This window comes from Ruegeria sp. (genome assembly GCF_040830605.1).
GTDB lineage: Bacteria > Pseudomonadota > Alphaproteobacteria > Rhodobacterales > Rhodobacteraceae > Ruegeria.
On sequence record NZ_JBFOMD010000009.1, the window covers coordinates 93,159 to 106,563 of the forward strand.

The 13,405-nt window shown below is 62.9% G+C and carries 15 protein-coding genes; 5 read left to right on the top strand and 10 right to left on the bottom strand.

Annotated features, from left to right (window positions below):
• Positions 1-60: 60 nt before the first annotated feature.
• Genes AB3N21_RS14385 through AB3N21_RS14395 form a run of 3 tightly spaced genes read right to left on the bottom strand, consistent with a single transcriptional unit; the run spans position 61 to position 1,664 of the window.
• Positions 61-987: a twin-arginine translocase subunit TatC gene (locus AB3N21_RS14385; protein WP_367935861.1), complete on the bottom strand. Its 927-nt coding sequence runs from the start codon at positions 985-987 to the stop codon at positions 61-63.
• Positions 984-1,442 (bottom strand): Sec-independent protein translocase protein TatB, encoded by a 459-nt coding sequence (gene tatB / locus AB3N21_RS14390; protein WP_367935862.1) that lies wholly within the window; start codon positions 1,440-1,442, stop codon positions 984-986. The genes AB3N21_RS14385 and tatB overlap by 4 nt, the downstream gene beginning before the upstream one ends.
• Before the next feature lie 6 nt (positions 1,443-1,448).
• A complete protein-coding gene (locus AB3N21_RS14395) occupies positions 1,449-1,664 on the bottom strand; it encodes a twin-arginine translocase TatA/TatE family subunit (RefSeq protein ID WP_171174307.1) in 216 nt (71 codons plus the stop codon).
• 228 nt (positions 1,665-1,892) lie between these two features.
• On the opposite strand from AB3N21_RS14395, the gene AB3N21_RS14400 reads away from it, so the two are divergent.
• Both AB3N21_RS14400 and AB3N21_RS14405 read left to right on the top strand, forming a co-directional pair.
• Complete coding sequence (locus AB3N21_RS14400; protein ID WP_367935863.1) at positions 1,893-2,198, top strand: hypothetical protein; 306 nt, start codon at positions 1,893-1,895, stop codon at positions 2,196-2,198.
• Positions 2,199-2,241: 43 nt separating this feature from the next.
• Positions 2,242-2,907 (top strand): helix-turn-helix transcriptional regulator, encoded by a 666-nt coding sequence (locus tag AB3N21_RS14405; protein WP_367935864.1) that lies wholly within the window; start codon positions 2,242-2,244, stop codon positions 2,905-2,907.
• A 69-nt stretch (positions 2,908-2,976) separates the two neighbouring features.
• Here AB3N21_RS14405 and AB3N21_RS14410 read toward each other — a convergent pair whose 3' ends face one another.
• The 7 genes from AB3N21_RS14410 to AB3N21_RS14440 form a co-directional block, all read right to left on the bottom strand.
• Positions 2,977-4,137 carry a LysM peptidoglycan-binding domain-containing protein gene (locus AB3N21_RS14410; protein WP_367935865.1) on the bottom strand — a complete coding sequence of 387 codons (1,161 nt, stop codon included), beginning with the start codon at positions 4,135-4,137 and terminating at the stop codon, positions 2,977-2,979.
• Between the two features lie 62 nt (positions 4,138-4,199).
• Positions 4,200-4,850 (bottom strand): protein-L-isoaspartate(D-aspartate) O-methyltransferase, encoded by a 651-nt coding sequence (locus AB3N21_RS14415; protein ID WP_171174315.1) that lies wholly within the window; start codon positions 4,848-4,850, stop codon positions 4,200-4,202.
• On the bottom strand, positions 4,847-5,629 hold the full coding sequence (gene surE, locus AB3N21_RS14420; RefSeq protein WP_367935866.1) for a 5'/3'-nucleotidase SurE: 783 nt from the start codon (positions 5,627-5,629) through the stop codon (positions 4,847-4,849). The genes AB3N21_RS14415 and surE overlap by 4 nt, the downstream gene beginning before the upstream one ends.
• Positions 5,630-5,792: 163 nt before the next feature.
• Complete coding sequence (locus tag AB3N21_RS14425; protein ID WP_367936141.1) at positions 5,793-6,836, bottom strand: ABC transporter ATP-binding protein; 1,044 nt, start codon at positions 6,834-6,836, stop codon at positions 5,793-5,795.
• A 138-nt stretch (positions 6,837-6,974) separates the two neighbouring features.
• On the bottom strand, positions 6,975-8,087 hold the full coding sequence (locus AB3N21_RS14430; protein ID WP_367935867.1) for a hypothetical protein: 1,113 nt from the start codon (positions 8,085-8,087) through the stop codon (positions 6,975-6,977).
• Positions 8,088-8,089: 2 nt separating this feature from the next.
• Positions 8,090-8,869 carry an SDR family oxidoreductase gene (locus AB3N21_RS14435; protein WP_367935868.1) on the bottom strand — a complete coding sequence of 260 codons (780 nt, stop codon included), beginning with the start codon at positions 8,867-8,869 and terminating at the stop codon, positions 8,090-8,092.
• Positions 8,870-8,964: 95 nt separating this feature from the next.
• Positions 8,965-9,327, bottom strand: coding sequence for a SnoaL-like domain-containing protein (locus tag AB3N21_RS14440; protein WP_367935869.1), 363 nt, complete (start codon positions 9,325-9,327; stop codon positions 8,965-8,967).
• A 109-nt stretch (positions 9,328-9,436) separates the two neighbouring features.
• Between AB3N21_RS14440 and AB3N21_RS14445 the strand changes: the two genes are divergently transcribed.
• From AB3N21_RS14445 to AB3N21_RS14455, 3 genes are all read left to right on the top strand, one after another.
• On the top strand, positions 9,437-11,044 hold the full coding sequence (locus AB3N21_RS14445; RefSeq protein ID WP_367935870.1) for a peptide chain release factor 3: 1,608 nt from the start codon (positions 9,437-9,439) through the stop codon (positions 11,042-11,044).
• Positions 11,045-11,532: 488 nt separating this feature from the next.
• Entirely contained in the window at positions 11,533-12,291 is a 759-nt protein-coding gene (locus AB3N21_RS14450; protein WP_367935871.1) for a hypothetical protein, read from the top strand.
• The gene (locus tag AB3N21_RS14455; RefSeq protein WP_367935872.1) at positions 12,284-13,234 is read left to right on the top strand and encodes a glycosyltransferase family 2 protein; all 951 of its coding nucleotides are present in this window, start codon (positions 12,284-12,286) and stop codon (positions 13,232-13,234) included. The genes AB3N21_RS14450 and AB3N21_RS14455 overlap by 8 nt, the downstream gene beginning before the upstream one ends.
• Positions 13,235-13,405: the final 171 nt, after the last annotated feature.

The following is a 13,405-nucleotide window of genomic DNA, read 5'->3' on the forward strand; positions in this document are numbered from 1 at the left end:
CAACGAAAAAAGGCGCGCCACGGATCGGGCGCGCCTTTGATGTGTAAGCGTCCTGCGGGGTTACTTGTTTTCGCCCTCTTCGAACTCGGCCATCATGGCGTCATCCTCGTCTTCCTCGTCATCGTAGTAGCCTTCGGCGCGCAATTGCGCCTCGCGCTTCTGCTCGACCCGGGCAACCAGGAAGATCGAGACCTCGTAGAGACCGTAGACCACGGTGAAGAGGATGATCTGCGTGATCACGTCCGGCGGCGTGACAAGTGCGGCCAGAACCAGAATGCCGACCATCGCGTATTTGCGCACTGCACCCAGTCCCTCGGCACTGACCAGACCGGCCTTACCCATCAGCGTCAGCAATACCGGCAGTTGGAAACAAAGGCCGAAGGCGATGATGAATTTTAGCGTGATGTCGAGCGACTCGTTCACCTTCCCGAAGAAGGTGATCTTCACCCCGTCCGCCGACTCGGGCACAACGGCGACCTCTGCCGGTACATCACCTGCGGCAGTGGTCAGCAGGTTGGCGAAGATCGAGCTGACATCGGCGAAGCCCAGAAAGAACTGCATCGCCAGCGGTGTGACCACGAACTGCGCAAATGTCGCCCCCAACAGGAACATGAAGGGCGAGGCGATGAGGAACGGCAGGAAGGCGCCCTTTTCAGAGCGATAGAGCCCCGGTGCCACGAACCGCCACATCTGGTAGGAGATCACCGGAAAGGCCAGCGCAAAGCCGAAGACCATCGAGATCCGGAACAGCGTGAACAGGTATTCCTGTGGCGAGGTGTACTGCATCGTCGGCGACGGATCGCCCAGCTCGCGCAGGGTTTCCTCGATCGGATGCAGCAGGAATTGCAGGATCGGTTCGGCCACGGTGAAGGCCACGACGATGCCGATCACAAAGGCGATCACGGAGCGGATCAGCCGTGTGCGCAGCTCGGCCAGATGCTCGATCAGCGGGGCAGAGGAATCGTCGATCTCGTCGGTCTTGCTCATGATTTGGTCTCGGTGTTGAGCGCGGCCTCGGCCTCTTCGGCCTTTGCCAGTGCTTCAGCGGCTTCCTTGGCCTTGCGTTCGGCTGCGGCGCGGGCGGTCGAGGCCTGGATCTTCTTGGCCTGCTCGGCCCGCTCGGCGGCCAGCTTGCCGGTCTCGCTGTCGGGGTCGAACTTGGTTGGATCGATATCCTTGGCCATGTCCTGCGCGGCCTGCTTGACCCCGTCCATGGCGGTGCTCATCGGATTGGTCGCGGCCTTGATGCCCTTCTGGATCTCGCTCACCCCGGCTTCGTCGGCGGCCTCGTTCATCGCCCGGCTGAACTCGCGCGCCATGCCACGTGCCTTGCCGACCCAGCGCCCGATATTGCGGAAGAGCACCGGCAGGTCCTTAGGGCCCACCACGATCAGCGCGACGATGCCGATGACCAGAAGCTCGGTCCAGCCCAGATCAAACATGCGCGTTTACGCCTTGTCTTTCTCGGACTCGGGTGTCACGTCCTTGGCGGTCTCGGCCACGTCCTGCTCCAGCTCTTCGGTGCCGTCCTTGACGCCCTTCTTGAAGGCGGTGATGCCTTTGCCCACTTCGCCCATCAGCGAGCTGATCTTGCCGCGTCCGAAAAGGACCAGCACGACGACGGCGATCAGCAGAAGGCCGGGAAGTCCGATATTGTTCAGCATGTGAATGTCTCCTTCACGTCTTTGGGCGCTTTGCGCGCGCGCCGAGGATGTTTCTGCGCCTGATGTAGCGCAGGAGCGCGCCGGGGGAAAAGCGGATGCGCCCCGGATCACCCGGGAATCCGATCAAATCTGAACGGAATCCGCTGGCGCCGCGTCCAACTGACAGGTTTATGTCAGTTGTGTCCTGCTAGGTCCAGCCCATCGACATCGAAAACAGGAGTACCCGAAATGACCCATGTCGCCGAAATTGTCACCTTCTCGCTGGCCGATGGCATCACCCCCGAAAGGTTCGTCAAGCTCAGCCAGGCCTCCGAGGCGTTTGTCCGCGCCGCGCCGGGTTTCGTCCACCGCCAACTCAGCCAGGGTACGGACGGACGCTGGACCGACTACGTGATCTGGCAGGATATGGAAACGGCGCAGAAGGCGGCAGCAGCCTTTCCGCAGCAGGACTTCGCCCCGGCTCTGATGGCCGCCATCGCCGCCGACAGCGTTCAGATCCGGCACGAAGCGGTGCACTGGGACATGGCCGCCTGACGGCGCTTGACGGAAGGTAGCCCGGCAGGCCAAGGGTAGTCCCATGCGTCGCACCGACCGCCTGTTCGACATCATCCAGATCCTGCGCGACGGCAAGCTGCACCGCGCGCAGGACATCGCCGACCAGCTTGAGGTTTCGGTCCGCACCATCTATCGCGACATGGACACGCTGGCGGCCTCGGGCGTACCGGTCGAGGGTGAACGCGGCGTGGGCTACATGGTGCGCGAACAGATCACGCTGCCGCCGCTCAACCTGACCAGTGCCGAGCTCGAGGCGCTCAATCTGGGCATGGCCATCGTGGCCGAGGCCGCAGATCCCGAACTCAAGGCCGCTGCCGAGTCGCTGGCGAACAAGATCGACGCGGTACTGCCGACCCAGACCATCGCCGAGGCCGACGCCTGGAAATTTGCGGTCTACCCCTTTGCCGATGCCGCGCGCGGATTCAGCCACATGGCGCCGCTGCGCGCCGCGATCAAGTCCCGGCAGAAACTGCACCTTGCCTATCGCCGCATCGACGGTGTACTGACGGAACGCACCATCCGCCCGCTGCACATGGAATACTGGGGCCGCGTCTGGACCCTGACCGCATGGTGCGAGTTGCGTGAAGCGTTCCGTGTCTTTCGCGTGGATTTGATCGAAGAGGTTACGCCGCTACCCGAACTGTTCACCGATGAACCCGGCAAACGCCTCAGTGACTATCAGCCCTGAGAGCGCCCCCGTTTCTTCTTGCCAAAAATACGCGTGCCGAAGGCACGGCCCGGAACGGGCCATACAGGATCACTTCAGATACGGCGCCGGATCGACGGAATCGAAACCCTTGCGCACTTCGAAATGCACATAGGCATTGTCACCGCCACGCAGTTGGGCCAGCTTCTGGCCGCGCTTGACACGATCCCCCTTACCCACGGTGATGCCCTCGACATTGGCATAGACCGTCAGTAGGTTATCCTTGTGGCGCACCACGATGATCGGCACCTGATCGGCATCCGAAGTGATCGCGGCCACCGTCCCCGCCTCCGCGGCCTGCACCGCCGTGCCCGGAGCGGCGGCGATGTCGATGCCCTCGTTCTTGCCCTTTCTGTAAGGCCGGATGATCTTACCGGACACCGGCAGGGCCAGTGCCGAAGTGCTGGCGTTGCTCGGCGCCTCGGCCTTCACATCCGGTTCCTCCGGCGCCTTGGCGGCAACCTTTTCATCCGGCAAGGGCTGCGTCGCACTGGGCGGTGTCGGCGTCGGAGAGCCCTGCCCCGGCTGCGTCACATCCGTGACCGGCGCTACAGCCGCAGTCCGCTTCGGCGCAGGCTGGTCCTTGACCGGGATCAGCAGATACTGCCCTTCACGCACCCCAAAATCGGAACCTAACCCGTTCCACTCGGCCAGCGCCTCGACCGGCACCTGATATAGCCGCGAGATCGTATAGGCCGTCTCACCCCGTTTCACTTTGTGGCGAACAGGCTCAGGGCCAGCGGCGACAGGAGCTGCCGGTTTGGCGGGCGCCAAAGTGGTGGTCTGAACCGGGCTGGTATCCGGCGCGGTTTCGATGGCACTGCCAGCCACGGCGGCAATGTCGACGCCAGTGGTGCCGGCAGCAGCGCGCGGCAATGCAATCACTTCGCCCTCGCGCAGCGCCACATCGGTGTCCAACCCGTTGTAACGCGCAAGCTCGGCTGCCGGCAGCCCGACACGGGTCGCCACATCGGCCAGCCGGTCACCGCGCCGGGCCACCGCCACCTGATAGTTCGGATATGTGATCACACCGCGCGCATCTGGATTGGGCCGGGGTGCCGTACTGGCCGACTGGGCCGCGGGCGTTGTCGAAAAGCCGCCGACCTTTCCACGCAGGTCATAATCCAGCGGCCCTTCGCAGCCCGCCAGCACCGCCAATGCCGCAACTGCCGCCATCGGGCGGCCCCAAACAGTTCGGAAAACTGCATTCATCTCGCTATCCTCAATACCGCCCCCTGTTGACCGGGGTTTTGGCGTTCCACGCTGTTAATCCGCTACGCCCCGTCCCTGCCAAGCCCTTCCAGCAAGGGCACGAAACGGACGGGCCGTAACTCGTCATATTCCAGGCCATCCTCGGTCCGCCGCACCCTGATCAGGGTCTGCACGGCGTCCGACTGGCCCACCGGTACCACCATGATACCGCCGATTTTAAGCTGCGCCAAGAGCGGGCCCGGAGGGTCCTCGGCGGCAGCGGTCACGATGATACGGTCAAAGGGCGCCTGCTCGGGCAATCCAAAGGATCCATCCGACAGCAATGCAGTGATATTGGTCAGTTGCAGGTCACGGAACAGCTGCGCGGTCTCACGCACCAGCCGGGCATGCCGCTCGACCGTGTAGACCCGCCGCGCGAGCTTCGCCAGCACCGCCGCCTGATAGCCAGAGCCGGTGCCCACCTCCAACACAGTATCACGGGACCGCACGTTCAGAGCCTGCGTCATCAGGCCAACAACAGAAGGCTGGCTGATGGTCTGGCCGCAGGCAATCGGCAGCGGCGTGTCCTCATAGGCGCGCCCGGCAAACAGGCCCTTGACGAACAGGCCGCGATCGACCGCCTCCATCGCCGCCAGAACACGCGCATCTGTTACCCCCTTGGACCGCAGCGCAAAGAGGAATTGCATCTTGGTTTCCGGATCGGGTCCGCTCATTCGATTGCCTTCAGTGCCGCCAGCGCATCATGCGCGGTCAGATCGGCCCGCATCGGCGTGACCGAGATGTACCCTTCCAAATTCACCGCCGCATCGGTTCCGGGAGCAGTCGGGTTGTGCTGATAGCCGCCCTTGATCCAGAGAAATCGCCGCCCGGAGGGCGAGCTGTGCGGCTCGACCCCGAAATGCGTATCGCGGCGGAACCCCTGCGGTACGACCCGGGTACCCAACACCTCATCCGCCGGAACGGGTGGGAAGTTAACATTGTAGAACAGCCGATAGTCCTTGTCCTCGGCAGGTGTGGCATCAAGTATCCGGCGCACCACCTCGGCCCCATGCCGCTGCGAGGTCTCGAACGTGTTCTCCAGCCCCAGGTTGCGCGGCCCGAAATACTGCGACAGGGCGATGGCAGGCAGCCCCTGCAGCGCGGCTTCCAGCGCGCCGCCCAATGTTCCGGAATATAACGCATTTTCGGCCGAGTTATTGCCCCGGTTGACGCCGGACAACACCAGATCCGGCGGATTGTCCTTCATCACGTCGTGCAGCCCGGCCAGAACGCAATCGGCCGGAGAGCCCTCGGCCGCGAACCGCCGCTCGCCCATCTCGGCGATCATCATCGGGTGGGTGTAGCTGATGCAGTGCCCTACGCCCGACTGCTCGAAGGCGGGCGCGACAATCCAGACCTCGCCATCCGGCCCCGCCAGTTCGGCGGCGATGCCCTCCAGCACGGTCAGCCCCGGTGCGCTGATGCCGTCATCATTGGTCAGAAGAATTCGCATACCGCCCGCTCCGTCCCCGGTTTCGCCCTTGATAGACCCGGCCCCGCATCGCGGCAAGCAATCGCGCGGCCCAACCTGCGGCATTCGCGCACCAATCGTTAGGAAAATGCGCCCGCCGCTTCTTCTTGCTGAAAATACGCCTGCCCAGCACTGCCGCCCGCGCCTAGGCGGGAAAGACGAAACACCGGTCCCGCCGCACGGTCAGCCACATCACCCGCCCTTGCTGCGGCATGAACACGTTGGGCACCGTCGCCTTTAGGGTCGAAGCGTCATGATCCATGCGGAACTCGACAAGGCTTTCATTGCCCAGAAACCGCGCACGCTGCACGACGCCGCGCGCCGCCACTCCGTCGCTTGGGGTGGGCATCGGCCCCTTGCCGCCGCGGTCGAAGTCCAGCTTCACATGCTGGGGACGGAACACGATCTCGACATCCGTGCCGTCGGGAATACCCGGCGCAAGGAACTGGCCGAATGGTGTCTGCGCCAAGGCCCCGTTAACTTGCGCCTTCAACACATTGATATCGCTAAAAAACGCCACTGCTGCCTTGTCTGCGGGCCGGGTATAGACGTTATAAGGCGCGCCCTGCTGCACGATCCTGCCGCGCCGCATCAGCGCGATCTCGTCTGCCATGCGCATCGCCTCTTCCGGCTCATGCGTGACCAGCAGAACGGCGGCGTCCTCGTCCTTGAGGATGCTCAGCGTCTCGTCCCGGATGCCGTCGCGCAGCCGGTTGTCGAGGCCCGAAAACGGCTCGTCCATCAGCATGATACGGGGCCGTGGCGCCAACGCTCGCGCCAGTGCAACGCGCTGCTGCTCGCCACCCGAAAGCTGATGAGGATAGCCGTCGACGAAGCGCAACAGATCCACCTTGGCCAGCAGTTCCTCGACCCGAGCCCGCTTTTTCTCTTTCGTGCCCTTCAGGCCAAAGGCCACGTTGTCGGCCACGCTCAGATGCGGAAACAGGGCAAAGTCCTGAAACATCAGACCGATCTCGCGCCGCTCGGGCGGTACGCGAAAGACCGTGTCGCAAATCAGCTTGCCATCGACATAGATCTCGCCGCAGTCCTGCATCTCGACCCCGGCGATCATCCGCAGCGTCGTGGACTTGCCGCAGCCCGACGGGCCCAGAAGGCAGGTCACCTGCCCTGCCTGAATACTCAGCGAAACGTCATCCACCACGGTACGCCCGCCAAACGCGCGCACCATATTGCGGATTTCCAGACGCGGAGGATCTGCCTTGACCGTCACCGATGGACCCCATTGCCTTTCCCGATCAAATCCATCGGGCTTGGGCGGGGATAACAACCCCGCCCCTCGGGCGCAAGGCGTCAGCAACTAGGCGGGTCAGGCCTTTAGCTCGAAATCAACCCCGGCGCGGACGCGGCCGTTCACCTGTATTTCCAACCGGTGCGGTCCCGGTATCAGCTTGAAGGTGGTGGCGTTGCCTTTCAGCTTGTGGCGCTTGCTGAGTTTCAGCGCCCCACCGTCGATCACCGCCTGTTTCAGCTTGTGTACCTTGGGTGAGACTTTGCCCCCAGGCCGCTGAAAGTGAATGATATAATCCACCAGCACGGGTTGCCGCTCTGGTGCAGTCAGGTGCAGGTCGAATTCCAGCGCCTCGCCAATCCGGGCCTCGCCGTTAAGGACTATGGCAACCTCAAGCACAACGTCGGGGTCGAAGCCCAACATCGCCATCGCGCCGGGATGCCCCGACTTGACCAACCCCCGCAAGGCGTGACTTGTCATCCAGGCCAGTTCCTCCGGCTTTTGCCGCCCCTCCTCACGCCAGGCTGCCAACTGCTTCAAGACAAGCTCAGGCTCTTTCTTGGCGATATCGTTGAGGTGATTGGCCACCGAGCGGGTCACGTAGCGGGTGGGGTCGCCATGCAGGCGGTCGAGCAGCGGCAGCGGGTCCGTCAGGTCCAGCGTCACCGCCATGCCCCAAGGCAAGCGTGGCCTCGTGCCTTCGCTCACCAGCCGCCGCACGTGGTAATGCGGGTGATCGCACCATGCTTGCATGTGGTCCAGCACCTCACCCGGCCAGCGGTTCAGGAATGGCCGGATTGCCCATTCCATCGAAAAGCGCTGGGTCAGCGCCTCAATCACATCAAGCGCAAGCTCCCGATGGTCCAGCCCGACCGTCCCCACCCACTCGCCCAGAGGCGCAAAGATGAAATCGCCGAAATCGTCATCGCTCAGCGAAGGATCAAGAGGCGGCGGCAGCGCCCGCAAGATCACCGGCGCCACCTCGGGCAGATCGCCCGGCAGCGCCTCGGCCAGACAGGTTGCGATCCAGTTGATCCGCTCCTTGAGCTCCAGTTCCGGCAGCCGCGCCATCACCTGCGCCTCGAACGCGCCGGCATCGAACCCGGGCTCGGCGGCCGCAAAAAGCTCCGCCAGATAGCGGGTCTTTTCGGCGTTAAAAAGCTGATCTTTCAGCGAAAACCCCTGCGCCATGATCACATCGTCAGGTTGGTGCCGCCGCCATCCAGCAGGATGTTCTGGCCCACGATGAACCCGGCATGTTGCGAACACAGGAACGCGCAGGCCGCACCGAACTCCTGAGGGGTGCCGTAACGCCGTGCCGGGATCGTGGCTGCGCGCTCGGCCCGGGCCTCGTCCAGCGAGATGCCCTTTTGGCTGGCCACGCCACCATCCAGCGCATCGGCGCGGTCTGTGGCGTGAATACCCGGCAGCAGGTTGTTGATGGTCACGCCTTTGGGCGCCACCTGCCGCGCGGTGCCCGCGACATAGCCGGTCAGCCCGGTGCGGGCGGCGTTCGACAGACCCAGCACGGCAATCGGCGCGCGCACGGACTGCGAGGTTATGTTGACCACCCGGCCCCAGCCTTTCTCCATCATCCCCGGAAGCAACGCTTTCATGAAGGCAATGGGCGTCAGCATGTTGGCGTCGAGCGCCTTGATGAAATCCTCACGCTCCCAATCCGACCACATGCCCGGCGGCGGGCCGCCTGCATTTGTCACCAGAATGTCAACGCCCTGCGCTGCCTCGATCACCTGCGCCTGTCCCTCGGGCGTGGTCACATCACAAGCCACGGTCTGCACCTGCACGCCATGTTCAGCGCGAATCCGGTCGGCGGTCTGTTCCAGCGCGTCGGCCCCGCGCGCGTTCATCACCAGATCAACACCAGCCCCAGCCAAAGCCTCGGCACAGCCCAGCCCCAGCCCCTTGCTACTGGCGCAGACCAGCGCGCGTTTACCCGCAATTCCCAGATCCATCCTTGCTCTCCCATCAAAGGTATTCGCACACACCTAGCACTGGCCCGGATCAGCAGGCCAGTGCGTCCATTGGCAAAAATCCAGATATCATCGGATCAGTAGAAAAACTCCTCGCGCACGATCTTGCCGTCACCGACGTGGTAAACTGCCACCTCGCGCATATCGAAGCTTTCGCCGCTTTCCTTCATCGTCCCCTGCACTTCGAAGACCACGGCGAACCGGTCATCACCGTGCAAGAACGGATCACTGACCGAGCCACCGGTGACCTCATTAGCACTTTCCCACCATTCATGTTTGCCATGGATCGCCTCAAGACCCTGGGCCTCGCGCCCCATGCCTTGCATGTCAGCAGCTTCCACCGAAACCGCATCGGCAGCATAGAGTTTGTCCAGATTGGCCTTGGCCCGGTTCTCACGGCATCCGGCCACCAGTTCATCTGCGATTTCCTTCAAATTCATCGGTCCACTCCATTATTTGTTCACTATACGTTCTCTTTGCCATATCCGCGCGATTCGCGACACCCCCTTTGGCTTGCCTCAGTCGGAATCCTTACCTATACGCGCGTTCATGCTTGATACCGCCTCGAACCAACCCGTATTGCCGCCCGAGATTGCCCGTCGCCGGACATTCGCCATCATCTCGCACCCGGATGCGGGCAAGACGACTCTGACCGAAAAGTTCCTGCTGTATGGGGGCGCCATTCAGATGGCTGGTCAGGTGCGCGCCAAGGGCGAGGCGCGGCGGACCCGGTCGGATTTCATGCAGATGGAAAAGGACCGGGGCATTTCGGTTTCCGCCTCGGCGATGTCGTTCGATTATGCCAACTTCCGGTTCAATCTGGTGGACACGCCCGGCCACAGCGATTTCTCCGAGGATACCTACCGCACCCTGACCGCCGTGGATGCAGCGGTGATGGTGATCGACGGCGCGAAAGGCGTGGAAAGCCAGACGCAGAAGCTGTTCGAGGTCTGCCGCCTGCGCGATCTGCCAATCCTGACCTTCTGCAACAAGATGGACCGCGAAAGCCGCGATACGTTCGAAATCATCGACGAAATTCAGGAGATGCTGGCCATCGACGTCACCCCCGCCTCGTGGCCCATCGGTGTCGGGCGCGATTTCATCGGCTGCTATGACATGTTGCGCGACCGGCTGGAGCTGATGGACCGCGCCGACCGCAACAAGGTGGCCGAAAGCATCGAAATCAACGGGCTGGACGACCCGAAACTGGCCGAGCATGTGCCTGCCGACCTGCTGGACAAACTGCTGGAAGAGGTCGAGATGGCACGCGAATTGCTGCCCAAGCTCGACCCTCAAGCGGTGCTTGAGGGGCACATGACCCCGATCTGGTTCGGCTCGGCGATCAACTCGTTCGGTGTGAAAGAACTGATGGAGGGGATCGGCTCTTATGGCCCGCAGCCGCAGGTTCAGTCGGCTGAACCTCGACAGATCTCGCCCGAGGAAAAGAAAGTCGCCGGGTTCGTCTTCAAGGTGCAGGCCAATATGGACCCCAAGCACCGCGACCGGGTGGCGTTCGTGCGCATGGCGAGCGGTCATTTCAAGCGCGGCATGAAGCTGACCCATGTGCGCACCAAGAAACCGATGGCAGTGTCGAACCCGGTGCTGTTTCTGGCGTCCGACCGCGAACTGGCCGAAGAGGCCTGGGCCGGTGACATCATCGGCATCCCCAACCATGGTCAACTGCGCATCGGCGATACCCTGACCGAGGGTGAGGCGATCCGCGTGACCGGCATCCCCTCATTCGCGCCAGAACTGTTGCAAGGCGTGCGCGCGGGCGATCCACTGAAGGCCAAGCATCTGGAAAAGGCGCTGATGCAGTTTGCCGAGGAAGGCGCCGCCAAGGTGTTCAAGCCCTCCATCGGCTCGGGCTTTATCGTCGGCGTCGTCGGCGCCTTGCAGTTCGAGGTTCTGGCCAGCCGGATCGAACTGGAATACGGCCTGCCGGTCCGCTTCGAGGCCTCTCAATTCACCTCAGCCCGCTGGGTGTCAGGAGAAAAGGCCGAGATCGACAAGTTCCTGGCCGCCAACAAACAGCACATCGCCCATGATCATGATGGTGACATCGTGTATCTGACCCGCCTGCAATGGGACATCGACCGGGTGGTGCGGGACTATCCCGCGTTGAACCTGACGGCGACCAAGGAAATGATGCTGTGACGCGGCTGCCGGATTGTACGGGCAATTCTGGCCCTGTAAATCTGGCCGCATGAACGACGACGACTTCACCTATTCCGGCGGGCTGGCCGCTATGATGGGCGGCGTGACCCGTTCGATTTTGGCCCAGAAAAACTGCCGCCTCTGGATGTGGATCTGGAGGCGCTGACAACACAGATCGTGCCCGAATTGCTACCCGGATCACGTCCAGGGCGGCCTGGACATCAACCTGATCGCCCATTTGTACCAGAGCCCTGATGGACAACACCATCGCCCCACTGGCCGATCACCTTTTGACGGAGCTGAACCGGGATCCCGGTGGGATCTTCCGCCGTCTCAAGATCACGAGGAACAGACGCGTGGCCATGCGGTCGCGCGCTCGATAGGACGAGACATCGCCATAGCAAGCCGGGCAATGGTTGCATTCGGAGGGGCAAAAGGCGTCGAACCCGGTCTTGTAGGTTTGGCATCGGTGAGTATGGTTTCGACGCATGATCGATAAGGAAAACTATCCCGGCGGGTTCTATTCCCTGATGCGTCATCTGGAGCGCAAGGAGGTGCCTTATCTCGGCCCCGAGAAGGTTCTGCCGCCCGCCGACGTGGATCTGGATATGCTCGCCCGGTCGGTTGTCGACGCGCCGGATCCGGATGTCCGCTTTGGCAACGCCCAGGACGCCCGCCGAAAATACCACGCGCTGAAGCAGGAATTCGCAGGCCAGTCGCAGCTACACCTTATCCACGCCATGTGCATCGCGCTGCTGCGCCGCCAGCCGGCTCCGCCCGAGGCGCGGGCGCTGTTTTTGCGGATTTGGCACGAGAAAGGAGCCGATCTGGCGCGAGAGTTGCCGGTGCGCTGGCTGATCTCGACCGCGACCACCTTTGCCGATCATGGCGAGACCATGGATCAGCGTCTGGGCGGCCAAGGCCTGTATATCCTCTTTGACCTGATCAAGCTGCACGACTGCGAGCGCCGCGTCTCGCTGCGGCCCAATGATCAGGCGTTCGAGATGGTGGGCATGAAGCATCTGAAAGTGCCCCTGGCCTTCGACATGCCGGAATACTCCCTGCGGGTGGGCGATCTGGACCGCAACCTGCTGGCCCGGCTGTGGCGCTATGCCGAAGATGACCCGGTGCTGCGCCCGCTTGGGTTCCGAATGCTGAAACTGGTGATGAGCGACCCGCGCAGCGTCTTTGGCCGCATCCAGCATTACAAGAACCGGCAAAGCATGTGGGAAGACCCGGATGGCTGACGGCTGCACCTGGGGCATCGTCGCCACGATCAAGGCCCCGGCTGACGAGATTCTGCGCTTTGCCGCCCATCACCTCGATCTCGGCGCGCACCGGCTGTTTCTGTATCTGGACGAACCCAACCCGCAGGCGTTCGCCCCGCTCAAAGCCCATCCCAAGGTACGTGTGCTGACCTGCGACGACACCTATTGGCGCCGACGCAAGCCTCAGCGGCCCCGGCGCCACCAGATACGTCAGACCGCAAACGCCACCCACGCCTATTCCCGGGCCGATGTGGACTGGCTTGCGCATATCGACGTGGATGAGTTTCTCTGGCCGGCCGAACCTCTGGCCCCCCTGCTGGCCGCGCTGCCAGCGGACATACCCTACGCCCGGGTGCGCCCGATCGAGGCGCTGTCAGGTTCGGGCAACCTCTACAAGGCTTTCATCCCGGCCGGCCCCGACCGGCATGACATCGTGTGCGGCCTCTATCCCCGATACGGCGCCTTTGTGAAGGGCGGCTTCCTGAGTCATGTGGGCGGCAAGATCTTTGCCCGCACCGGTATGGACGGGATCGGATTCCGCATCCATGGCCTGTTTCGCAATCGCCAGAGACTGGACTGCGAGGTGGAACTGCCGCAGGTCGACCTGTGCCACAACCACGCGCTCGGGTGGGAGGACTGGATCGCGCGCTATCCCTATCGGCTGGAAAAGGGTGTGTATCGCCCGGGCCTCTCCCCCAACGTACCGCGTGAGGACGGCGGTCTGAGTATGCACGAGCTACTATCCGGCATCGAACAGGAAGAAGGCGAAACCGGGCTGCGCGCCTTTTTCGATGAGATCAGCGCCGCCGATCCCGAGGTGCGCGAGCGGCTTCGCAAAGCAGAGATGATCCTGCAGCGGGATCTGGATCTCGACACCAAGCTTGCGAAACATTTTCCCGGGTTTGCCGCAACTGTCGCCTGAATGCCGCGCCACATCATGTGCATTTTCCGCCCCAACGTCGCGATTTGACGCTGCCGGGGGTTTTTGCTATGTCCGCGCTCAAGCCGAAACGCGCATGGGGCGCATGGCCACCCGGGCCCGGCTACATTCATACGCGCGGGCCAGGTCAGTGTCCGCATTAACCGGACATAC